The organism is Myxococcus hansupus, from assembly GCF_000280925.3.
Classification (GTDB): domain Bacteria; phylum Myxococcota; class Myxococcia; order Myxococcales; family Myxococcaceae; genus Myxococcus; species Myxococcus hansupus.
Genome location: NZ_CP012109.1, coordinates 1,475,998 through 1,497,188, shown reverse-complemented (window position 1 = coordinate 1,497,188; position 21,191 = coordinate 1,475,998). Strand labels below are relative to the sequence as shown.

Annotated in this window: 19 protein-coding genes; 8 read left to right on the top strand and 11 right to left on the bottom strand. The window is 69.4% G+C overall.

Annotation, left to right across the window (positions count from 1 at the left end; translation table 11 throughout):
- Window positions 1–14: 14 nt before the first annotated feature.
- The gene (locus A176_RS06230) at window positions 15–473 is read left to right on the top strand and encodes a hypothetical protein (RefSeq protein ID WP_002634429.1); all 459 of its coding nucleotides are present in this window, start codon (window positions 15–17) and stop codon (window positions 471–473) included.
- Between the two features lie 120 nt (window positions 474–593).
- Window positions 594–1,823, top strand: a complete 1,230-nt coding sequence (locus A176_RS06225) for an AI-2E family transporter (RefSeq protein ID WP_002634431.1) — start codon at window positions 594–596, stop codon at window positions 1,821–1,823.
- A gap of 3 nt (window positions 1,824–1,826) precedes the next feature.
- Here the strand turns inward: A176_RS06225 and A176_RS06220 are convergent, their stop codons facing one another.
- Both A176_RS06220 and rho read right to left on the bottom strand, forming a co-directional pair.
- Window positions 1,827–2,141 carry a hypothetical protein gene (locus tag A176_RS06220; protein WP_002634433.1) on the bottom strand — a complete coding sequence of 105 codons (315 nt, stop codon included), beginning with the start codon at window positions 2,139–2,141 and terminating at the stop codon, window positions 1,827–1,829.
- A gap of 25 nt (window positions 2,142–2,166) precedes the next feature.
- The gene (gene rho / locus A176_RS06215; RefSeq protein ID WP_193409834.1) at window positions 2,167–3,786 is read right to left on the bottom strand and encodes a transcription termination factor Rho; all 1,620 of its coding nucleotides are present in this window, start codon (window positions 3,784–3,786) and stop codon (window positions 2,167–2,169) included.
- Between the two features lie 530 nt (window positions 3,787–4,316).
- On the opposite strand from rho, the gene ligA reads away from it, so the two are divergent.
- The 6 genes from ligA to A176_RS06185 all read left to right on the top strand — a co-directional run bounded on the left by ligA (window position 4,317) and on the right by A176_RS06185 (window position 13,066).
- Window positions 4,317–6,335, top strand: a complete 2,019-nt coding sequence (gene ligA / locus A176_RS06210; RefSeq protein ID WP_002634439.1) for an NAD-dependent DNA ligase LigA — start codon at window positions 4,317–4,319, stop codon at window positions 6,333–6,335.
- A gap of 3 nt (window positions 6,336–6,338) precedes the next feature.
- Window positions 6,339–6,638, top strand: a complete 300-nt coding sequence (locus A176_RS06205; protein WP_082282692.1) for an acylphosphatase — start codon at window positions 6,339–6,341, stop codon at window positions 6,636–6,638.
- Window positions 6,635–7,078, top strand: coding sequence for a DUF3052 family protein (locus A176_RS06200; protein WP_002634442.1), 444 nt, complete (start codon window positions 6,635–6,637; stop codon window positions 7,076–7,078). Before A176_RS06205 ends, A176_RS06200 begins: the two co-directional genes overlap by 4 nt.
- A 548-nt stretch (window positions 7,079–7,626) precedes the next feature.
- Entirely contained in the window at window positions 7,627–10,617 is a 2,991-nt protein-coding gene (locus A176_RS06195) for an Rne/Rng family ribonuclease (RefSeq protein ID WP_002634444.1), read from the top strand.
- A gap of 584 nt (window positions 10,618–11,201) precedes the next feature.
- On the top strand, window positions 11,202–12,587 hold the full coding sequence (locus tag A176_RS06190; RefSeq protein WP_002634446.1) for a YihY/virulence factor BrkB family protein: 1,386 nt from the start codon (window positions 11,202–11,204) through the stop codon (window positions 12,585–12,587).
- Between the two features lie 125 nt (window positions 12,588–12,712).
- Window positions 12,713–13,066, top strand: coding sequence for an HU family DNA-binding protein (locus A176_RS06185; RefSeq protein ID WP_002634448.1), 354 nt, complete (start codon window positions 12,713–12,715; stop codon window positions 13,064–13,066).
- A 16-nt stretch (window positions 13,067–13,082) separates the two neighbouring features.
- Here A176_RS06185 and A176_RS06180 read toward each other — a convergent pair whose 3' ends face one another.
- The 9 genes from A176_RS06180 to A176_RS06140 form a co-directional block, all read right to left on the bottom strand.
- Entirely contained in the window at window positions 13,083–15,155 is a 2,073-nt protein-coding gene (locus A176_RS06180) for a flagellar biosynthesis protein FlhA (protein WP_002634450.1), read from the bottom strand.
- Window positions 15,152–16,201, bottom strand: a complete 1,050-nt coding sequence (locus A176_RS06175; protein WP_002634452.1) for an EscU/YscU/HrcU family type III secretion system export apparatus switch protein — start codon at window positions 16,199–16,201, stop codon at window positions 15,152–15,154. The genes A176_RS06180 and A176_RS06175 overlap by 4 nt, the downstream gene beginning before the upstream one ends.
- Window positions 16,198–16,992, bottom strand: coding sequence for an EscT/YscT/HrcT family type III secretion system export apparatus protein (locus A176_RS06170; protein ID WP_002634453.1), 795 nt, complete (start codon window positions 16,990–16,992; stop codon window positions 16,198–16,200). The genes A176_RS06175 and A176_RS06170 overlap by 4 nt, the downstream gene beginning before the upstream one ends.
- Window positions 16,989–17,258, bottom strand: a complete 270-nt coding sequence (locus tag A176_RS06165) for a flagellar biosynthetic protein FliQ (protein WP_002634454.1) — start codon at window positions 17,256–17,258, stop codon at window positions 16,989–16,991. Before A176_RS06165 ends, A176_RS06170 begins: the two co-directional genes overlap by 4 nt.
- A gap of 4 nt (window positions 17,259–17,262) precedes the next feature.
- Window positions 17,263–17,994: a type III secretion system export apparatus subunit SctR gene (sctR, locus tag A176_RS06160; RefSeq protein ID WP_002634455.1), complete on the bottom strand. Its 732-nt coding sequence runs from the start codon at window positions 17,992–17,994 to the stop codon at window positions 17,263–17,265.
- The gene (locus A176_RS06155; RefSeq protein WP_002634456.1) at window positions 17,991–18,413 is read right to left on the bottom strand and encodes a flagellar biosynthetic protein FliO; all 423 of its coding nucleotides are present in this window, start codon (window positions 18,411–18,413) and stop codon (window positions 17,991–17,993) included. Before A176_RS06155 ends, sctR begins: the two co-directional genes overlap by 4 nt.
- Before the next feature lie 8 nt (window positions 18,414–18,421).
- Window positions 18,422–19,567, bottom strand: a complete 1,146-nt coding sequence (sctQ, locus tag A176_RS06150; protein WP_002634457.1) for a type III secretion system cytoplasmic ring protein SctQ — start codon at window positions 19,565–19,567, stop codon at window positions 18,422–18,424.
- Window positions 19,568–19,711: 144 nt separating this feature from the next.
- Window positions 19,712–20,173 carry a hypothetical protein gene (locus A176_RS06145; RefSeq protein ID WP_044889658.1) on the bottom strand — a complete coding sequence of 154 codons (462 nt, stop codon included), beginning with the start codon at window positions 20,171–20,173 and terminating at the stop codon, window positions 19,712–19,714.
- 217 nt (window positions 20,174–20,390) lie between these two features.
- Window positions 20,391–21,185, bottom strand: coding sequence for a flagellar M-ring protein FliF (locus tag A176_RS06140; protein ID WP_002634459.1), 795 nt, complete (start codon window positions 21,183–21,185; stop codon window positions 20,391–20,393).
- Window positions 21,186–21,191 lie beyond the last annotated feature (6 nt).

Here is a 21,191-nt window from a genome sequence, read left to right as displayed (position 1 = left end):
GGTAGAGAAGCGGCATGGCGTCTCGCTGGGACCATCTCTTCGACCTCAAACCGGTCACCCTGCTCGACCACCTCCTGGAGGAGGTGGCGAAGCTGCTGCACAAGGACTTGTCGCAGTGGCCGCCGCCCGTCGAGGAGCTGGACCTGGACACCGGAGGCCACTTCGCGCCGCTCTTCACCGAGCCCCAGGCCCGCCCGTCTCCGGCCGTCTACCGCGAGGCCTTCCGGTTGACGCACTGGGAGCTGTCCCACGAGACGGACGCCTACGACGACTACATGCGCAACAAGCGCTACCTGGAGCGGGGCCTGGCGCCGACCGACCGGTTGGCCCTGTTGCTTCTCAGTCGTTGGCTCACCGAGCAGATGCTGGGCCTGGGCGAGGCCACCGAGGGACGCATCAAGCGCAAGCACATGCGCGACTGCCTGGAGCGGCTCCAGTCCAAGCTGAGCGGCCTTCAGCTCCCCCAGGCCTGAGCCCCGATGAAATGTTGAACGGGCACCATCCGTGCCCGAGTGGCCCCGCGCCCCCCTGGAGTGGGCCTCCTCACGTGGCGGCCCTTGTCACCGGGATGGCACTGCCGTAAGCCAGACGCCATGTCGCAGCAGCCCCAGGACACCGCCATCACCTTCGCCGATAAACGCAAGCGCCTGCTCCTGCTGGGAGCCCTGTGGCTGAGCATGTTGCTGTTGCTGCTCGCCTTCCGCTCGGTGGTGATGCCCTTCGCCGGGGCCGCGCTCATCGCGTACCTGGTGCAGCCGCTGGTGCGGCGCATCTCCCAGGTGAAGGTGGCCGGCCGGCCGGTGCCGCGCTGGGCGGCGCTGCTGCTCATCTACGCCGGCTTCTTCGTGGGCGCGTACCTCTTCTTCGTCGCGCTGGTGCCGCAGCTCTACCGCGAGATGTCCCGCGTCAGCCGGGAGGCGGTGACGTTCGCCAACACCCTCACGCCCGAAAACGTGCAGGAGCTCGCGCAGCGCGCGGAGTCGTGGCTCAGCACGCGCGGCATCCCCGTGGCGCTGTCCAACCGCGCGCTGGAGGGCGCGGACGGAGGCAACGGCAACGGCACCTTCGGCTTCGCGCTGGACTTGGAGCAGTTCCTGGGCGACGCGGTGAAGCGCGTGTCCATCCTGGTGCAGGAGAACCTGGGCGACATCGTCAACGTGTCGCGCAGCATCGTCACCAGCGTGGCCGCGGGCGTGTTCATGCTGTTCTTCGTGTTGATGGTGGCCGCGTTCTTCTCCATCGACGCGCAGGCCATCCGCCACTACTTCGGCACGCTGATTCCGCCCGAGTACGCCACCGACGCGCGGCAGCTCCTGGAGCGCATCGACCGCTCGCTGTCCGGCGTGGTGCGCGGGCAGGTCACCATCTGCATCGTCAACGGCGTGCTGACGTTCGTGGGGCTGCTGCTGTTCGGCGTGAAGTTCGCCTTCCTGCTGGCGACCATCGCCACCTTCTTCAGCCTCATCCCGATTTTCGGCACCATCATCAGCTCGGTGCCCATCGTCCTCATCGCCCTGGCGGATGGGTTCCAGAAGGGGCTGGCCATCCTGGCGTGGATCATCGGCATCCACGCGCTGGAGGCGTACTTCCTCAACCCCAAAATCATGGGGCAGGCGGCGCACCTGCACCCCGTCATCGTCGCCTTCTCCCTCATCGCCGGGGAGCGGCTCTTCGGGCTGGTGGGCGCGCTCTTCGCCGTGCCCGTGGCGTCCGTCCTGGTGGCGTGCTTCGACTACGCCCGGCTGAAGGCGCAGCCCGCGCCCGCCGTGGCGCTGGCCACCTCGGCCCCGTTGCCCGGCGAACGTCAGCCGCCCGCCGCCTGAGCCCTACTGGCAGGCCGCGGCGCAGCGTGACTCGCGGCACGTGGGGATGCAGCGTCCACAGTCGATGGAGCCGTCCGGGCAGCCGCTGTTGCAGGGGCCGCCGCACGTCGGGCCTTCGTCCGCGTGCGTGACGGCCGTTCCCAGCCCACAGCACGCGTTGGCCACACAGTCGTCGTCCGTGTAACAAATCTGGTCGGACAGCGTCGGGGGGATGTCCCCCAGCGGCAAGTCTCCCAGGCCGTCACATCCCACTCCACCGCCGCCCAGCGTCACCCCCATCACGAGGGTGAGCAGGCGGAAACGTCCGTGTCTGAGCAATGGACACTCCTTGCTCGGACAATCTCTACCGGTTCATCGACCCGAGGAAGTCCGCATTCGACGGGGTGGGCCGCATGTGTTTGAGCACGAACTCCATCGCGTCAATCGGCGTGAACGGGTGGAGCACCTGCCGCAGGGCGGTGATGCGCACCAGGTCGCCCGGGCCCAGCAGCAGCTCTTCCTTGCGCGTGCCGGACTTGTTGATGTCCAGCGTCGGGAAGATGCGCTTCTCCATCAGCTTCCGGTCCAGGACGATTTCGGAGTTACCCGTGCCCTTGAACTCCTCGAAGATGACTTCGTCCATGCGGCTGCCGGTGTCGATGAGCGCGGTGCCGATGATGGTCAGCGAGCCGCCCTCCTCGATGTTGCGCGCGGCGCCGAAGAAGCGCTTGGGCTTGTGGAGCGCGTTGGCGTCCACGCCGCCGGACAGAATCTTGCCGGACGCGGGCACCACCGTGTTGTAGGCGCGCGCCAGACGGGTGATGGAGTCCAGCAGGATGCAGACGTCGTACTTCTGCTCGACGAGGCGCTTGGCCTTGTCGATGACCATCTCCGCGACCTGCACGTGGCGCGTGGCGGGCTCGTCGAAGGTGGAGGACACCACCTCGCCGCGCACGTTGCGCTCCATGTCCGTCACTTCCTCCGGGCGCTCGTCCACGAGCAGCACGATGAGGTAGACGTCCGGGTGGTTGCGGCTGATGGCGTGCGCGATGTTCTGCAGCAGCACCGTCTTGCCGGCCTTGGGCGGCGCCACGATGAGGCAGCGCTGGCCCAGGCCAATGGGGCAGAACATGTCGATGATGCGCGTGGTCATCTCCGACGATTCGTGCTCGAGCTTGAGCTTGCGCGTCGGATAGAGCGGCGTGAGGTTGTCGAACAGGATGCGCTCGCGCGCCGCGTCCGACATCGGGTCCGCGAAGTTGACCTTGTCCACCTTCTGGAGCGCGAAGAAGCGCTCGCCCTCGCGGGGCTGGCGGATGGGGCCCGTCACCGTGTCGCCCGGGCGCAGGTTGAAGCGGCGCACCTGCGACGGGGACACGTAGATGTCGTCCGGGCTGGGCTGGTAGTCGCTGTCCGCGCTGCGTAGGAAGCCGAAGCCGTCGCTGAGCAGCTCCAGCACGCCCTCCGCGTGGACCTCGAAGCGCTTGTCGGCGATGCCGCCCAGCAGCGCGAAGATGAGGTCCTGCTTCTTCAGACCCTGGTAGCCCTCGACGCCCACGTCGTGGGCCATCTTGGACAGGTCCGTGATCTTCATCCGCTTCAGGTCATTGAGCTTGATGACCTGCATCGGCTCGCCGTCGCGGGTGACTTCCGTGATGGCCGGGGCCTCGGGGGCCTCGGGAGGAGGCGGCAGGGAGGCGGCCGGCTCCTCCTCACCGGAGATGCGGGCCTCCTGGAGGTCATCGTCCCGGACCGGGCGGGAGATGGGGGTGAGGACGGGACGGGGCGGCTCGGCGGGGGCCTCCTCGGCCTCGGCGCTGACTTCCTCGTCGCGACGGGTGCTGCGGCGGGCACGGGCGGGCTTCTCGGCCTCCTCCCGCTCCACCGTCTTCGCCGCACGCTTGCGGCGAGGCTTCTCCGCGTCCGCCTCCACGGCGACGTCGGTGTCAGCAGCCTTCTCTCTCGAAGTACGGGCTTTACGCATGTCTGTAACGCTTGGGAGGAACGAAGCGACCGAGGACTCGGACGGGTGGAATGGCGGGGGGAAACGTCCGCGCGGCCCTCGGAAGCACCTTCCAGGAGGACGGCCCCGCCGGAATCCCAGGTCGGGACTGCGCGGGCGTGAGCCTTGTGGTTGGGAGAAGAGACGGCGCCGTCGGATACGCCTGCGCCATGAAACCGCGAGGGACGTTATTGACGGCCTCTGGGCCTGTCAAGGCATCTTGAGGCCCTCGGCGCCATCGCTTCCTGCTGAGCAACACGCGCCCGGGTGCGCTCCATTTCCATGCGGCGGTGCGGGCCTTCTGGCACCTCCCACCCCGGACCGAGGACCCCTTGGGTCGCGGCGAGCGCATCGTCACTCCCAGCGACAGCCCCCCGCCCCCGAGTCCCGCTTCCCCCTGGGACGGGTTCACGCACGGGCGGCGAGGAAACCTTGTCAGTCGGGAACCCTAGAGTGGCGGCCATCAGCGGCGCGCACCGCCGCGACGTGTTTTGGAGTAAGGACCGCGAACCGTGGACGACTTCCAGAAAGCCGCAGCCCGAGCCCGTGAGCTCCACCGTGAGCTCGCGCACCACAACTACCGTTACTACGTCCTCGACTCGCCCGAGGTCAGCGACGCGCAATACGACAAGCTGATGCGCGAGCTGCAGGACCTGGAGGCGAAGCATCCGGACCTCCAGACGCCGGACTCGCCCACCCAGCGCGTGGGCGGCGCCGCGGCCGAGGAGTTCGGCGAGGTGGTGCACCGGGCGCCCATGCTCTCCCTGGCCAACCTCTTCGAGGACCAGGGCCTCATCGAGTTCGACGAGCGCATCCGCAAGCTGGTGGGCCAGCCCGCCATCACCTACGTGTGCGAACCCAAGCTGGACGGGCTCGCCATCGCCCTGCGCTATGAGAAGGGCGCCTTCGTCCAGGGCGCCACGCGCGGCGACGGCACCACCGGCGAGGACGTCACCACCAACCTGCGCACCATCCGCAGCCTGCCCATGACGCTGTTCCCCCAGGACGGCGTGAAGGTGCCGGAGGTCCTCGAGGTGCGCGGCGAGGTCTTCATCCGCAAGAAGGACTTCCAGAAGCTCAACGAGAAGCGCGAGGAGGAAGGCGAGCCGCTCTTCGCCAACCCGCGCAACGCCGCCGCCGGCAGCCTGCGCCAGCTCGACCCGAAGGAGACGGCGACCCGCCCCCTGTCCGTCTTCCTGTACGAGTGCGTCCCCACCGAGGGCGTGCCCGCCTTCAAGACGCACGTCGAGAAGCTGGAGTACCTGAAGACGCTGGGCCTGCCCACCAACCAGTACCGCCTCGCGGAGGGACTGGAGGGCGTGCGCGGCGCCTATGACGCCTCCTTGAAGGGCCGCCACGAGCTGCCTTTCGAAGTGGACGGCATGGTGGTGAAGGTGGATGACGAGGACCAGCGCAAGCGCCTGGGCCAGGTCTCCAAGAGCCCCCGCTGGGCGGTGGCCTACAAGTTCCCGCCCGAGGAGGAGTCCACGGAGGTGCAGGACATTGGCATCCAGGTGGGCCGCACGGGCGCGCTGACGCCGGTGGCGCACCTCAAGCCGGTGAAGGTGGGCGGCGTCACGGTGGCGCGCGCCACGCTGCACAACGAGGACGAGCTGCGCCGCAAGGACGTGCGCAAGGGCGACACCGTCTTCGTGCGCCGCGCGGGTGACGTGATTCCCGAAATCGTGTCCGTGGTGCTCTCCAAGCGCCCCGCGGACTCCGCGCCCTTCGAGTTCCCCAAGCACTGCCCCGTCTGCAACGCGGTGGCGACCAAGGACGAGGACGGCGCCATCATCCGCTGCACGGGCGCCTCGTGCCCCGCGCAGTTGGTGGAGAAGATTCGCCACTTCGCCAGCCGGCTGGCCATGGACATCGAGGGCCTGGGCGACAAGCTGGCCGCGCAGCTCGTGGCCACTGGCCGGGTGAAGACGTTCGCGGACCTCTACGCGCTCGACCGGGAGAAGCTGCTGTCGCTGGAGCGCATGGGCGACAAGAGCGCCGACAACCTCGTCACCGCGCTGGAACGCTCCAAGCAGACCACGCAGCGCCGCTTCCTCTATGCCCTGGGCATCCGCCACGTGGGTGACGCCACCGCCAAGGCGCTGGCCGAGGCCTTCCCGGAGGCGGAGCTGCTCTTCAAGGCCAGCCTGGAGGACGTCTCGCGCGTGAAGGACGTGGGCCCCATCATGGCCCAGGTCATCCACACCTTCTTCCAGGAGCCCCAGAACCAGGCCGCCATCCGGGAGCTGCTGGCCGCGGGCGTCAAGCCGGCGGCGCCCCAGGTCGCCACCGGCGGCCCCTTCGTGGGCAAGTCCGTGGTGCTCACCGGCGCGATGACGGGTATGACGCGGGAGCAGGCCAAGGAAGAGGTCGAGCGCCGAGGCGGCAAGGTCGCTGGAAGTGTCTCGCGCAAGACCGATTTCGTGGTGGCGGGCGAGGATGCAGGCAGCAAGCTGAAGAAGGCCCAGGAACTCGGGGTAAGAATCCTGGATGAGCAGGCGTTCCTGCAGATGCTGCAGGGCAATGCCTAGAGGATGGGGCGGTCCATGAGTGGCACGCGGCGAGCCTCGCTGCGCATCGAGGGCAAGGTGCAGGGCGTCTTCTTTCGGGAGAGCGCCCGCGTTGAAGCCACCCGCCTGGGTCTGACAGGCTGGGTGCGCAACCGGCCCGATGGGTCCGTGGAAGCCGTCGTGGAAGGGGAGCCCGCCGTGCTCGAGGAATTCATCCGCTGGTGTCATCGCGGTCCGTCGCAGGCCCGGGTTTCGGGCGTGCAGCGCACGGACGGCGAGGCCACCGGCGAGTTCAGTCATTTCAACGTGGAGCGCACTTCATGACGCCCTACGCGCTGGCCTCCCTGCCCTCCATGCTGGGCATCCGGGCCGGGTCCAAGGTCTCCGTCATCAACCCGCCTCGGGGCTTCGTGCAGAAGCTCAACCCGCTGCCGGATGGGGTGGAGTTCCTCATCACTGCGGTGACGGGCCTGGATGTCATCCTCTTCTTCACCCAGGACCCGCAGGAGCTGGTGCAGCGGCTGCCCGCCCTGGCCCGCGCCATGGCCCTCACCGGGGGCATCTGGGTCTGCTGGCCGGGCGGCGAGGGCATCCGCAAGGGCCTCTCCGAGGACTTCGTCCGCCACGCGGCCCTGGACATCGGTCTGGTGGACAACAAAATCTGCACCATCGACGCGACCTGGACGGGTCTGCGGCTGGTGCGGCGGCCCCGAGGGCGGCTGGACAAGCCCGGAGAGCGGAAGCAAGCCCCCGCTCAGGCCTGATGCCCTGCCGGGTAGGAGCCCGGCATCTGCCTGACAGTGGATGGAAGCCGTTTCTCGGCTTTACACACCCGGGGGGCCGTGGAAAACTCCCCGTGTTTCTGGACGGTTGTGTGACGCCCCGCGTTGTCGGGAGTCAACGTCTGGTAGGGATTTTGACGGGTTGCGTTCCCGCTCCTCCAGTCGCGCCGGTTGTACCGAGGCTCCAGTCGCCCCCCAAGGTGCCCACGATGGGCATCGACCGGGTGTGGATAGAAGAGCGGACGGCTCGCGCGTCGTGGGGAAGCTCGAACGCGTTGTGAAGACAAGGCCTCGCCCGGCACGGTGCCGGTCGCAATGCGGGGCGCCAATGAACTCGGAGGAGCAGGCGGTGGTCCCCTCGGTCCTCGACAGCGCGCCCCTCGCCGCACCCGGCATGTCCGGGCAGGCGTCGTGCGCTGAAGGCCCGCCGGAGGCCGCCTCTCCCTTCGCAGCGCGCACGGAGGCCCGGCGTCTCGCCGCCGCCCGTCCGGTGAGGTCCGCCCTACCGCGCGCGCCAGCAGGACTCATCCATGAGCAGCATCCTGGTCATCAACGCCGCGGGTCGCGAGACGCGCGTCGCGCTCGTCGAGAGCGGACACATCGCGGAGTTCTACCTCGAGCGTAAGAAGGACAAGGGCGTCGTCGGGAACATCTACAAGGGCCGGGTCGTCCGGGTGCTCCCCGGCATGCAGGCCGCCTTTGTGGACATCGGCTTGGAGAAGGCCGCCTTCCTCTACGTCAGTGACGTCGTCTACGACCCGGACTTCGCGCGCGCGCAGTTCGAGCTGACCGAGGGCGAGCACGAGGACGCGCCGGATGTCCCCGACGAGTCCGAGGCCGAGGCCGCTGAAATCGCCGCCCGCCACGCCCCCCGCCACACCGAGGTGGAGGCCGAGGAGGCCCAGGTCGAGGCCGCCGCGGCCCGCACGGAGTCGCTGCCGCGCGACACCGTCATGGAGCTGGCCGCCAATGCGCCTTCCGTGACGCCCCCCGCCGAGTCCGATGCGGCCGTGGCGACGTCCGAGACGCCCAGCGCTTCCGCTCAGGCTGGCGCGGCGCCCTCCGAGGCGCAGACGGCCGAGGGCACCTCGTCCGCGGTGACGGTGGCCTCCGAGGCCACCACGGCCGAGGCCGCCACGGCGACGGGCGCGGCGCCTTCCGAGGGCAGCACGTCCGCGGGTGCGGTGACGGCCGCCATCACCGCGGTGGCGGCCGAGGGCGCCACGTCGGCGGATGCGGTGACCACGGAGTCCCCCGCCGCGACCGGTACGGTGACGGCCGAGGCCGCCACGGTGGGCGGTGCGGTGACGGCCGAGCCCTCCTCGGCGGTGGGTGAAGCGCCTTCCGCGCAGCCGACGGCGTCGCCCGAGGCGGCGCTGTCTCTCGCGGCTGCGTCCGAGCCCGCTGCCGTCGCCGCTGACGTCGGCCAGGTGTCCGGTACCGATGTGGCCGGGCTGCCCGTCGAGCCGCCGCCTCCCGCCGCCTCCGCGCTCGGGGACATCATCCCCTCTCCCGCGGGCGCCGAGTCCGCGCAGGCTGCCCGCCCCGCCGAGGTCTCCGGTGAGCGCCGCACGCCGCGCGAGGCCCGTGAGGCCCGCGAGCCCCGAAGCAAGGAGAAGGAGAAGGGTCGTCGGCCGCAGGAGGAGAAGCGCCGCGGCGACAAGCGCGACGAGGAGAAGGAGAAGGCCAAGCCTCGCCGCACGGACAAGATTGAAGACCTGCTGAAGGTGGGCCAGGAAGTCGTCGTCCAGATTTCCAAGGACCCCATCGGCACCAAGGGCGCTCGGCTCACCTCGCACATCTCCATCCCGGGCCGGCACCTGGTGTTCATGCCCACGGTGGACCACGTGGGCATCAGCCGCCGCATCTCCAACGAGAAGGAGCGCCGGCGTCTGCGTGAAATCGTGGACCGCCTGCGCCCGCCCGGGACGGGCTTCATCGTCCGCACCGTCGCGGAGAACGTGCCCCAGGAGAAGCTCGAGAGCGACATCCGGTTCCTCATCGAGGTGTGGAACCAGGTGGTGCGCAAGAACGAGAAGCGGGGCGGGCCCGGCATCCTGCACCCGGACCTGGACCTCATCCTGCGCGCCACGCGCGACCTCTTCGCGCACGACGTGGAGAAGCTCGTCGTCGATGACCGCGAGGAGTACGAGCGCATCCTCGGCTTCGTCACCGCGCAGGACCCGGCGCTGAGAGACCGCGTGGCCCTGCACGAGGGCGACGACACCGTCTTCGACGCGTACGGCATCGAGCAGGAGCTCCAGCGCGCCACCCAGCGCAAGGTGTGGCTGAAGAGCGGCGGCTACCTCATCATCGACCAGGCCGAGGCGCTCACCGCCATCGACGTCAACTCGGGCCGCTACGTCGGCAAGAAGAGCCTCGAGGAGACCATCACGAAGATCAACGTCGAGGCCGCCAAGGAGATCGTCTACCAGCTCCGTCTGCGGAACATCGGCGGCATCATCATCTGCGACTTCATCGACATGGAGAAGGCGCAGAACCGCGACAAGGTCTTCAAGGCGCTCCAGGAAGCCCTGGGCCGCGACAAGGCGAAGACGAACGTGCTGCGCATCTCCGAGCTGGGCCTCGTGGAGATGACGCGCAAGCGCGTGCGCGAGTCCATTGGCCGCGTGCTCCACGAGGACTGCCCGTACTGCGACGGCAACGGCTTCGTGAAGACGGCCACCACCGTGGCGTACGAAATCTTCCGCGAGATTCGCCGCGAAGCGCCGGGCTACAAGGACTCCACGCTGGTCATCAACTGCAACGCGGAGGTCGCGCGCCTGCTCCAGGGCGAGGAGCGCAACGAGCTGCGGCACCTGATGGACCGGTACAACAAGTCCATCCAGGTCAAGGCGCAGCAGAACTACCACCGTGAGCAGTACGACATCTACGGACGCTCGGCGACGGGCCCCGAGCACAAGGTCGCGTCGTCCCCGGGCTCGGGTGATGGCGAGCTGGCCATGCAGCAGCGCAAGCCCGACAGCAACGGCGGCGGCGGTTACGGCCGCCAGGAGCAGGGCCGTCGTGGCGGCGAGCGCGGCGGCAGGGACCGGGACCGCGGTGGTGACCGGGAGCGTGGCGGTGGTGACCGGGAGCGCGGTGGTGGTGACCGGGAGCGCGGTGGTGGTGACCGGGAGCGAGGTGGTGAGCGCAGCGGTGGCGAGCGCCCGGAGCGCGGCGGTGACCGGCGCGAGGGGCGCCGCGAGGGCCGGGGTGGCGACCGTCCCCGTGGCGAACGGAGTGAGCGCGGTGGTGAGCGTTCCGAGCGCGGCGGTGGCGAGCGCGGTGAACGCTCCGAGCGCGGTGGTGGCGAGCGTTCCGAGCGAGGTGAGCGGGGCGACCGGTCCGAGCGCGGTGAACGGCACGAGCGCGGCGAGCGCCGGGGTGAGCGGGGCGAGCGCGGTGGTGGTGCGCAGAACACGTCCGGCTCCGGCGGTGGAGACAGCGCCAGTGGTTCGACGCCTCCGCCCCCGGCCTCCAGTGGCGGCTCCGAAGGCTCTGGCGGCGGCACGGACTGAGCCGGTTCGCTGACACGTTGAACCCTGGCACCCTGCCCTGCCCACTTCCCAGTGCGGGGCAGGGGTCGCCAGCAGGCCACATGGCATCGGGCCGCGTCGCGGCTCGCAGGTGCCTCGGCCTCCCATCGCCTCAGCTTTGGTAGGTGTGCGTCGCGGGCGCATTGCCGCGACGAGTGGCTGCCTCTCCACTACATCGCGGCCCACCGTCGCCAGGGCCTCCGGTCCCCTCAGATTCGGTGGTGGGACATCAGGGGGCACCTTTCGTGACGAGGGGCATCGCATCCTCTGCGAGGCCGTAGCCTCCGCTCCGTCGAGCGCAGAGCAGGCAGGCAAACACCATCGTTCCAGCATGTCGGATTGTGTACGAGGCCACGCCACCCTGAACTGGGGTGGGCTGGCTCTCGCCGCCTGGGATTGGCTAGCGTGGGCACCCATTCCTTGGGGCGTGTTCCGCCGCCAAGTTCGGCCCAGTCACTCGGATGATGTCCTCTCACACCGCACAGGTATCGCCCCGTCTAGGGGAACGTTCCCTCCGCCCCCGACAGGCGAGCGCCTGCCGCGGCCGGGACGCCTGAGGGTCCCCCGTGAAGGTGACACCCCTGCAGTGGCTCCGCAGCACCCGAGAGAAGCTGGCCGCCCAGGCCGCGCGGCTCTGGGCCCCCGTGCAGCACACGCCCCTGGGACTGTTCGCGACGGACACGTTCCTGGCAGCGAAGACGGTGACCGAGGGCTTCCGCGGGGAGAACCTCCGGCTGAGGGCCGCCGCCCTCACCTACGTCAGCATGTTCTCCCTGGTGCCCCTGCTGACGGTCGCGCTGGTGCTCCTGACGGCGTTCCATCAGGAGGAGTTCAAGGAGAAGCTGCGCTTCGTCGTCAGCGAGGTGCTCAACCCGGGCGTGCGCGGCAAGTCCTCCGCGTTCCTCGACCGCTTCCTCAACCCCGGCAACACCATCGCCATTGGCAGCGTGGGCTTCCTGGCGGTGCTGCTGTCCGCGGGTTCCCTGCTCCGCCAGCTCGACGGCGCGGTGAATGAGCTGTGGGGCATCCGGCGCCAGCGTCCGTGGCGCATCCGCCTCCTCATCTACGCGGGCCTCCTGCTCATCGGGCCATTCTTCCTCGCCGTGTCCTTCTCCGGCACGGGCAAGGTCCGCGTCTTCCTGCAGAGCCACGCGCCCTACGCCAACGCCTTCATCCTGCTGGGCACCACGCTCATCGCGGTGGCGAGCCTGACGCTGCTCTACTACTGGACGCCCTACGCCCATGTCCGCGTGCGCTCGGCCGTCGCGGGGGGACTGGTGTCCGGTCTGGGGTGGATGTTCGCGAAGCAGGTGTATGCCGCCTTCGCGGAGCGCAGCTTCCAATACAATCCGCTCTACGCCTCGCTCGGCGCGCTGCCCATGTTCCTCGCGTGGGTCTACGTGAGCTGGCTGCTGCTGCTATTCGGCGCGAGGCTGTCCTACGCGGTGGAGCACGCCGCGTTCCGTCACTCCCTGTTCGCCTTCGGCAGCCACCCTCGCGCCAATGAGCTGGTCGGCGCGCGCGTCGCCCAGGAGACGACCCTCGCCTGGGTGGACGGCCTGCAGGCCCCCACGCCCCGCGAGCTGGCGACCCGGCTCCGCGTCCCCGAGTCGCTCGTCCACGAGGTCGTCGACAAGATGGTGGCCGCCACCCTGCTCGAGCGCCTGCGCAAGGGCGGCCTGCGCCCCGCGAAGGATCCGGCGGTCCTCACGCTCGCGGACACCACGCTGGCCGTACACGGCGTGATGATCACCGGCGGCGCGGACACCTGGGACGGCCCCCGAGCCCCCGGCTTCGAACAACTGGAACCGATCTTCCAGGCAGCGGACTGCGCCGGTATTGACCTGTTACGTCGCACGCGGTGGCTGGACCTGGTGGTGCCGCTCCGCCCGGGGTTGGCGGAGCCCGCCCCCTCCCCCTCTGTCAAAGTGGCTGTTGGGGGAAATCCGTAGAGGTTCTGGGTGTTTGCAAGCGCACCCAGCTTGCACGAAGGATGTGTTCTGTTATGTTTTCAGGATTCGACCATGGGCCAGAGCGCCCTGTTTCCAAGGGGTCACCGGGTTTGCGGGAGCGTCCGATGCTCAAGTCCGATCTGATCAACATCCTCGTGGCCAAGCGGGGCGTGACGCAGAAGCAGGCTGAGGCCACCATCGAGACGATTTTCGAGTCGATGAAGGATGCCCTCTGCCGTGGCGAGAACATCGAGATCCGCGGACTCGGTGCCTTCCACGTGAAGAACTACCAGGGCTATCAGGGCCGCAACCCGAAGACGGGTCAGGTCATCCCGGTGAAGCCCAAGCGCGGCCTGCTCTTCCGCACCGGCAAGGAGCTCCGGGACCGCGTCAACCGTCCCGCTCCGCAGCAGGCTCAGACGGACCTGCCCCCGCTCCCCGAGAGCAAGGGCCCCGGCAACACCGGCACGGGGCTCTGAGCCCCTCCCCGCGGATTCAGCGCCCCATCGCCACTGGCGACAGCCTCCCAATGGGGCGAATCTGTAGCGCCCCATCCAGCTCACCGTAGGTGAGCACCGCGACGTCCGGGAACGCGCCCTCGCACAACCTGCGCAGCGGCCTCCGGACGTCCGGCGCCGTCAGCAACACCGCGCGGCCATCCGGGGCCACCTGCCGCACGCCTTCGAGGATTTCCGCCACCCGCTCCGGATCGGGCGCCAGTCCGCGCGGCCCCATGCCCCGAAGCACCTCCTCCACTTCCGGATCCACCAGGTACGCATACAGCGGTCCGGTGGGCGCGAACTTGTGGCTGAGGTACCGGCGAAGCGCCTGTCGGCACCGCTCCGCGAGCGCGACCGCGTCCCCCTCCGTCGTGGGAGACACGAGCGCCTCCAGGATGGCGCGCAGGTCGCGGATGCTGACGCCTTCCTGCAGCAGCTTCCGCAGGACGTCCGTCAGCAGCGGCAGCGGCACCTTCTGGAGCGCCTCCTTCACGAGCACGGGCGACTGTGCCTCCAAGCCTTCCAGCAGCCCCTGGACGTCCTGGAGCCCGAGCAGGTCCGCGGCACGGAGGCGCAACACGGCGCGAACATGGTCCGCGAGCAACTCGCCCGGGAGCCGCACGGGCACCTGCGCCGTTTCCAACAGGGCCCGCCCCGACTCCGCGATGCGGCTGATGACCTTCCCGCTCGCGGGCTCCGTCGCGGCCTCGGCCTGGACCTGGAGGAAGGCGAGTTCCTCCGGAGGCACCAAGGCGTAGAGCGCCCCGGGGACGACCTGCCCCCCACCCGCGGGGACCTCGTCCACCAGGAGGCGATACTCACCGGACGACAGATACGCGGCCTGCGTGCGCACACGGATGCCGGGAACCCGGACGCCCAACTCGAAGAACAGCTCGTCCCGCACGCCGTTCAACGTCTTGTGCACGAACGTGGCCCCCTCCGCTTCGGCCAGCACCGTCAGGTCCGGAGACAAGTCCAGCGTCAGCGGGGAGACGCCCACCGGCGTCGCGGCACTCTCCGGCGGAGCACCCGTCTTCCCCTGTCCGGAAGCCGTGCCCTCCGCCGAAGCCCCCTCCGTCTCGCCTTCCTTCGGCAGCCCCGGGCCGCTGAGGACATGGCCCAGCCCCCCCAGCCCCGCTGCCAGCAGCAGGAACGTCAGGTGGGGCATCCCCGGCATGAGCGCCAGCGCGACACACAGCCCGGCCACCACCCAGAGCGTCCGCGACTCACCGAAGAACTGGGCGCCAATCTCCGCCCCCAGCGTGTCGTCCTCCTTCTCCGAGGCGACCCGCGTGACGACGAGGCCCGCCGCCACCGCGATGCACAACGAGGGCACCTGGGACACCAGTCCGTCGCCAATCGCGATGAGCGCGAAGGTCGATGCGGCCTCGGACAGCGACATGCCGCCTTGCAGCACGCCAATGACGGTTCCGCCGAGCAGGTTCACCGCGACGATGACGAGCCCCGCAATCACGTCCCCCTTCACGAACTTCATCGCGCCGTCCATGGCACCAAACATCTGCGACTCGCGCTCCAGGTCGCGGCGCCTCCGACGGGCTTGTGCTTGGTCAATGGCGCCCGCACGCAGGTCCGCGTCGATGGACATCTGCTTGCCCGGCATCGCGTCCAGCGTGAAGCGAGCGGAGACCTCCGCCACCCGCTCCGCCCCCTTGGTCACCACCAGCAACTGCACCAGCGTCAGGATGGCGAACACCACCGCGCCGACCACGTAGTCGCCCCGGACGACGAACTCACCGAACGCCTGGATGACCTCTCCCGCGTGTCCTTCCGCCAGCGCGAGCCGCGTGGAGGACACGTTGAGCGACAGCCGGAACAACGTGGTGAACAACAGCAGCGTGGGAAACGACGTCACCTTCAGGGCGTCCTTGGCCCGAAGTGCCGCCACCAACAAGGCCACCGAGGCAGCGAGGTTGATGGCGAGCCCCGCGTCCAGCAGCCATGCCGGAAGGGGAATGATGAGCGCCCCCAACACCGCGGCCATGGCCACCGCGAGCACCACGTCCGAGGACTTCCGCGCCTTCAGCAAAACCTTTACGAGGGGAATCATGACGTCTGTCTCCGTGGATGGCCGTCCAACTCCCGTGCTTCCATCGCCGTGCGCAGGACGACCGCGGCCGCCTGGTACAGCTCCTCCGGAATGGGTTCGCCCACGTCGTAGTGAATGAGGCTGCGCGCCAGGGGGATGTCACGCACCACCGGAATCCCGAGCCGGCGTGCCTGCTCCTTCATGGCGAGCGCATCCCCCTCCTGGGCCTTCGAGACCAGGTAGGGGGCCTCACATTCCTCGGCGTCGTAACGAAGCGCGACCGCGATGTGCGTGGGATTGACGACCACGGCCGTGGCTTTTTGCACCCCTCGTGCCGAGCCTCCCTGCGACAACTGACGGTGCAGGGCCTTCCGCTGTCCCTTGTGTCGAGGGTCGCCCTCGCTCTCCTTGTATTCGCGCTTCAGCTCCTCGCGGCTCATCATCAAGTCCTTCATGTGCCGCCGCCGGGCCAGCATGAAGTCCCCGACCCCCAACACGACCATCAGCCACGTCAGCCGGCTCAGGAGCCCCGCGAGATGCGTGAGAATGCCGCCCAGGCTCTGCGCACCGCCGTGCCATGCGGACGCCATGGCGTCCGAGCCGGACTCCTCCACCTCACTCCAGACGAACACGCCCACCAGAGCGAGCACGAGCAGGGCCTTGGCCATATCCACCCAGGGCCGCCAACTGAACAGCCGCGTCGCGCCCGCGGCGATGCTGATGCGCTCCAGCTTGGGCTGGACGTGCTCGAGGTTCGCGTCGAAGCCCACCGTGGCGACCGACACCACCAGCGCCGCGACGAGCGCGCCTCCCAACACCGGAACGCACAGGTACGCGCTCACCCAAAGCCCTTCGTGCCAGGTGCTCATGTCCTGCGGGTGAAGGAAGAGGCGTTCCGTCCAGGTCTTGAGCCGCTCGAATCCCTCGGGCGCCGTCATCGAGAGGCCCAACAATCCACCCGCCGTCACCGCGCTGGAGGTCAGCATGCGGCTGCGGGGAATCTGCCCCTTCCGCCGCGCCTCGCGCAGGCGCTTCGCACTGGGCTTCTCCGTCTTCTCCCCGCTCACTGCGCCACCTCCCCCAGCACCGACAGCGCCCCTTCCACCGACAGCACTCCCGCCAACAGCCGCTCACAGAGCACACCAGTCCCGAGCCACAGCACGGCCCCGCCCCCCAGAATCTTCAGGGGCGCGCCCACCTCCTGGAGGTTCACCTGCGGCGCCGCCCGCGAGGCCAACCCCAGGAAGCAGTCCACGGTCAGCACGGCCGCCGCGATGGGCGCGCCGACCGCCAGTCCCGTCGCCATGGCCGCGCCCACCAGCACCGCGACGTGCAGCGTGGCGGCTTCCGTCGGGACGAAGGCTCCGAGCCCAACCACCCCAAAACCTCGCAGCACGGCACCGATGACCAGCGGCCACAGGCCTCCCGACACCACCAACGCCACCACCAGGTGATAGAGCCCCTCGCCCGCAGCGGACTCCCGGCTCCCCGCCATGGGCAGGCTCGCCTCCGCCGACGTCCCTCGGAGCAGGTCGATGAACCGCCCGCCCATGCGCGCCGCATCGAATGGCAGCGCCGAGACGAGTCCCACCGACGTGCCATAGACGAGCTCGCGAAGGACCAGGCCCGCCAGGGCCAGCGTCGACTCGACAGGTGCCGCCAATGTGATTCCCGCCTCCACGCGAAGAAAGAGCGACAGCGCGAGGACCAGCGCCAGACGCACCGTCGTCGGCGTGGCCTGCCCTCCCAGGAGCGGACACAGGAAGGCGATGGGCAACAGCCGCGCGGAGCACAACGCCACCACGACGACGTCCGGGCCCAATGACTCGAGCCAGGCGCGGAGCGACTCCAGGTTCATGCCACGACCTCGGCGATGAGCAGCAGGAGCTGGTGGGTGAAGCGCATGAGCTGCGCGGCAATCCAGGGACCGGCGACCACCAGCGCCAGCACGGCGGCGCAGAGCTTGGGAACCACCGACAGCGTGGGCTCCTGAAGCTGCGTGGTCGCCTGGAACAGGCTCGACAGGAAGCCCACCACGAGGCTCGCGCCAATGGGCGGCAGCGAGGCCAGGACCATCAACAGCAGGGCCTCTCGCCCCAGGGTGAGCAGGACATCCTGGGTCATCGCATCACCGGTAGCCAAGGATGAGGCCGCGCGCGAGCAGCGACCATCCATCCACGGCGACGAAGAGAAGAATCTTGAAGGGCAGGCTCACCTGGCTCGGTGACAGCGTCTGCATCCCCAACGCGAGCAGCACGTTGGCAATCACCATGTCCAGCACCAGGAACGGGAGGAAGACGAGGAAGCCAATCTGGAAGGCCTCCTTCAACTCGGTGATGACGAACGCCGGAATGACGACGAAGAGGTCCGTCTCCCGCACCAACGCCATCTCCTCCTCGGGCCGCAGCTCGCGCGCCAGGTCCACGAAGCGCGCGCGCTCCTCGGCGCTCCCATGCTTGACCAGGAAGGACCGCAGCGGTTCCGACACACGGGACGCGGCGGCGAGCATCTCCGCGCCGGAGCCCGAGGCCACCTGCGCATAGGCCACCTGTCCCGCGTCGTACATGCGCTCCATCACCGGCGCCATGATGTGCCCCGTGAGCACCGCCGCCAGGCCCGTCAGCACCACCGTCGGCGGTGCCTGCTGCGTCCCCATGGCCGAGCGCGCCAGCGACAACACGACGGCGATCTTCGAGAAGCTCGTCAGCATCAACACCGCGAACGGCAGCAGCGACATCAACGCGAGCATGCCCATCATCGACAGAGGGCTGCCCGCGTAGGACATCTTCGCCAGCGAGGACTCCGCCGCGGAGGCCGCCGCCGGAACCAGCAGGCCCGCGCCCAGCAGTCCACGCGTCATGGCGTCACCCTCCGCCCACGCACCTTGCGCGGCTTCGGCATGGGACGCCGGGCCTGCGCGAGCACCTGACCAAACTCGGACCTGCGCGAAGGCGTCTCACGAATCTCCGCGAACGCATCACCGAAGGCCACCAGGTAGCTCCGCCCGTCCACCTCGACGAGCGCCAGGCCACACCGCTGAGACAACCCAGCCCGAGACACGACGTTCAACCGGGGCTCCGCCACGGCGCCCGGAACAGCGCCCCCTCGCCGGTGCAACCACCAGCCCAGCGCCGCCAGCGCCACCGCGCCCAGCATCCACCGCGCCGCGGCCACCGAGGACACACCCGCCACCGGGCCCATGACGGCCAGCCCGAGGAGCAATGCCCCCGCCACCATCAGCCGCGAGCGAGGCGTTCCCCTCCACCGCCGTGCATTCATGAGAGGACTCACGGCAGCAGCGCCAGGACACGGGCGCCGACCTCGCCCTCGATTTCCACCAACTCAGCGCGGGCCACGGCACGGTCCCCCACCCGCAGCAACACCGGTTCGCTGGCGTTGATGTGCAGGGGGAGCAACGCGCCCGGCTTGAGCGCCGCGAGCTCCGACAAGGGAATCATCACCCGCGTCAGCTCGATTTCCACGTCCACGGGAAGCGGAGGCATTCCGTCCTCCGGCTTGTTCACTGCAGCCATGTCCAACTCCTGGGGAAGCGCGCGCCCCTGCGCGCGAGTCAGCGAAAAACCGTCGGCGTCGAACACGCCCGAGAGCGCGAAGCCACGCGTCACCAGGCGACCAGGCCCCAAGAGCCGGTCCACCTGCGTCCGCACACCTTCGAAAACAACGACGTCACCCTCCACGAGCGCATCCAGCGCGGTCGCGGCCAGCGGCGTCTGGCCCACCAGGCACCGGGCCTCCAACGCGGCGGCCAACACCTCCGGCGCGATGTCCGGAGCCCGCTCCACGGGCAGGGCCTGAAACACCGTTTGGACCACTTGCGCGGGCAACAACAGTCGCGCCCCCGCGTGGACCTCTCCCAGAGACATCGACACCTCGATGCCCACCAGGGACTGACGCGACTCCAACCGCGCGAGCACGTCCGCCCTGCGCATCGTCACGCCCGCGAGCCGGGGGCCGAGCCGCGCGTGGGCTTCCCCCGAGGCGCGCACCGCGGAGAGCGCCACCAACAGGAGATAGGCCAGCGTCGCCTCCTCCAACCGGGCCAACTCCGTGACGACACCGGGGCGCTGTCCCGACCCGGCGATGCGCTCCAACCCCGCGAAGGCGAGCGCGGGCTCCAGCTCCAGCACGGCGGTGCCCCCCACCGCCGACAGCTCCAGCATCGCGAAAATCGCGGGCTCGGAGAGGCCCTCCATGGGCGCGATGACCGACTCCAGCAGGCGGGCCTCCACGCTCACCGGGCAGCCCAGCTCGCGAGTCAACGCCTCCGCCATCGAGACAAGGGCCTGCCTTCCAAGGGCCGCGGCCTGGGGGCGCTCGGCGAGCACGAGGTGCGCTCGCGTCAGCCGCCGCGTGCCCAGCCTGCGCAGGGGGCGCGCCTTTCGAGACAACGGTTTTTCGATACGGGTGTTCATCCATCACTCCGGCGCTGCATCGAGACGCACCCCACCCGTGCAGGGCCCCCGCCAGGGGCCAGGCTCGTGGAGTCGCGGGTTTGGGAGGGCGCGGCATCCCCAGACGGGACACCGGGTGCGAGGGCCGGGACGGCCCCCTTCAAGTCAGCGCGTCGCCTCGCGAATGAGACGTTCCGCCAGGGTGCCCAGTGCGGGAGACACGTCCTGACGGGGAGTGCCTCGCGGCTCCGAGGGGAACAGCGTCCGGTGGTACGGCGGAAGACGCCGGAGGAGTTCCGCTCGCAGAAGGGGTGGGGCCTCGCTCATCAACTGGCGCAGCCTCGCGGCGGCGTCCGGCCTCTCACCAAACTCGACGGAGACCTTCGCCTGACGCTGCGCGGAGGGAAGCGTAGCCAGCCTCCGCAGATGTTCCGAGGCAGACGTGGCCGCCCCTTCTTCCAGTCCACACAGCAGCTCCGCCGCCCGCTCCCGCCCCAGCACCCAGGACACCAAAGCAAGGCGCTCCAGGGGCATGGGCAAGGGAGGCAACGGGCTCGCCAGCAGGGGCACTTCCTCTGTCGGCGCTTCAGCCCGGAAGGAAGGCAACGGACTCGCCAAGAGGCGCACTTCCTCCGTCGGCGCTTCAGCCCGGAAAAGAGGCAACGAGCTCGACAGCAGGCGCACTTCCTCCGTCGGCGCTTCAGCCCGGAAAAGAGGCAACGAGCTCGACAGCAGGGGCACTTCCTCCGTCGGCGCTTCAGCCCGGGCGGAGGCGGAGCCCCTGTCCAAGCGGGGCTTTCGCCCCACGCGTGTCGCATCCATTCTTGCACGCTCCACGGGAGACTCACGCCACCTTGCGCGCCGGCCCCGGCGACAACACCGGTCGCGCGGGCGCAGCCGGAGCCACCGTCCGGTCGCGGTAGTGGCGCATCCGCAGCGTCACCAGCACCAACACCACCGCCAGCCCCGTCACCATCAATCCCAGCACCGCGAGCAGAGCCCGAAGCCGCGTCAGGGGTGACACGCCGCTCCCCGCGGGAACCTCCACCCGCGTGGACACCTCGTCCACCAGCAACGACACGGCATCAGGAGCCAGGCCTTCCACGCCCCCCGCGAGCAGCACCTTCAACGTCTCGGAGGACTGGCGCACCCGGGAAGCACTGCCCTGGGAGACCCGAAGCATGGCGGACGCCTTCGACGGCCCCGGCGCCTGCCCCACACGAGGAGGCGGTGGAACCACCAGATGGACGCGCGCCAGCAGGACGCCTTCGACGGATTGCAGCGTCTTCTCCAGCCCCCGCTCCAGCACCCGCACCCGGCAGACGCTCTCCTCCACCGGCGTGCGCACCAACCCGCCACCACCGAAGACGTCGCAGCCCACCTCCTCCTGGGGCCGAGGCAGCCCCAGCTCGGCCAGGATGCGCACCGCGTCCGAGGCCTGCTCATCGGAGACCTCGATGGACCAGGAGGGCTTCTTGCCCGCCTCCGGCACCTTGCGCGCATCGAGCCCTCGCTCGACGAGCACGGATTGAAGTTCATTGGCTTGCCGCTCATCCAGGCCGTGCTGGATGCGCTCCCGGCACGCGGTGAGGCCCAGGCACAGGAGCAGCGGAAGACAGCGACGAAGAGACGAATGCATCGAGTG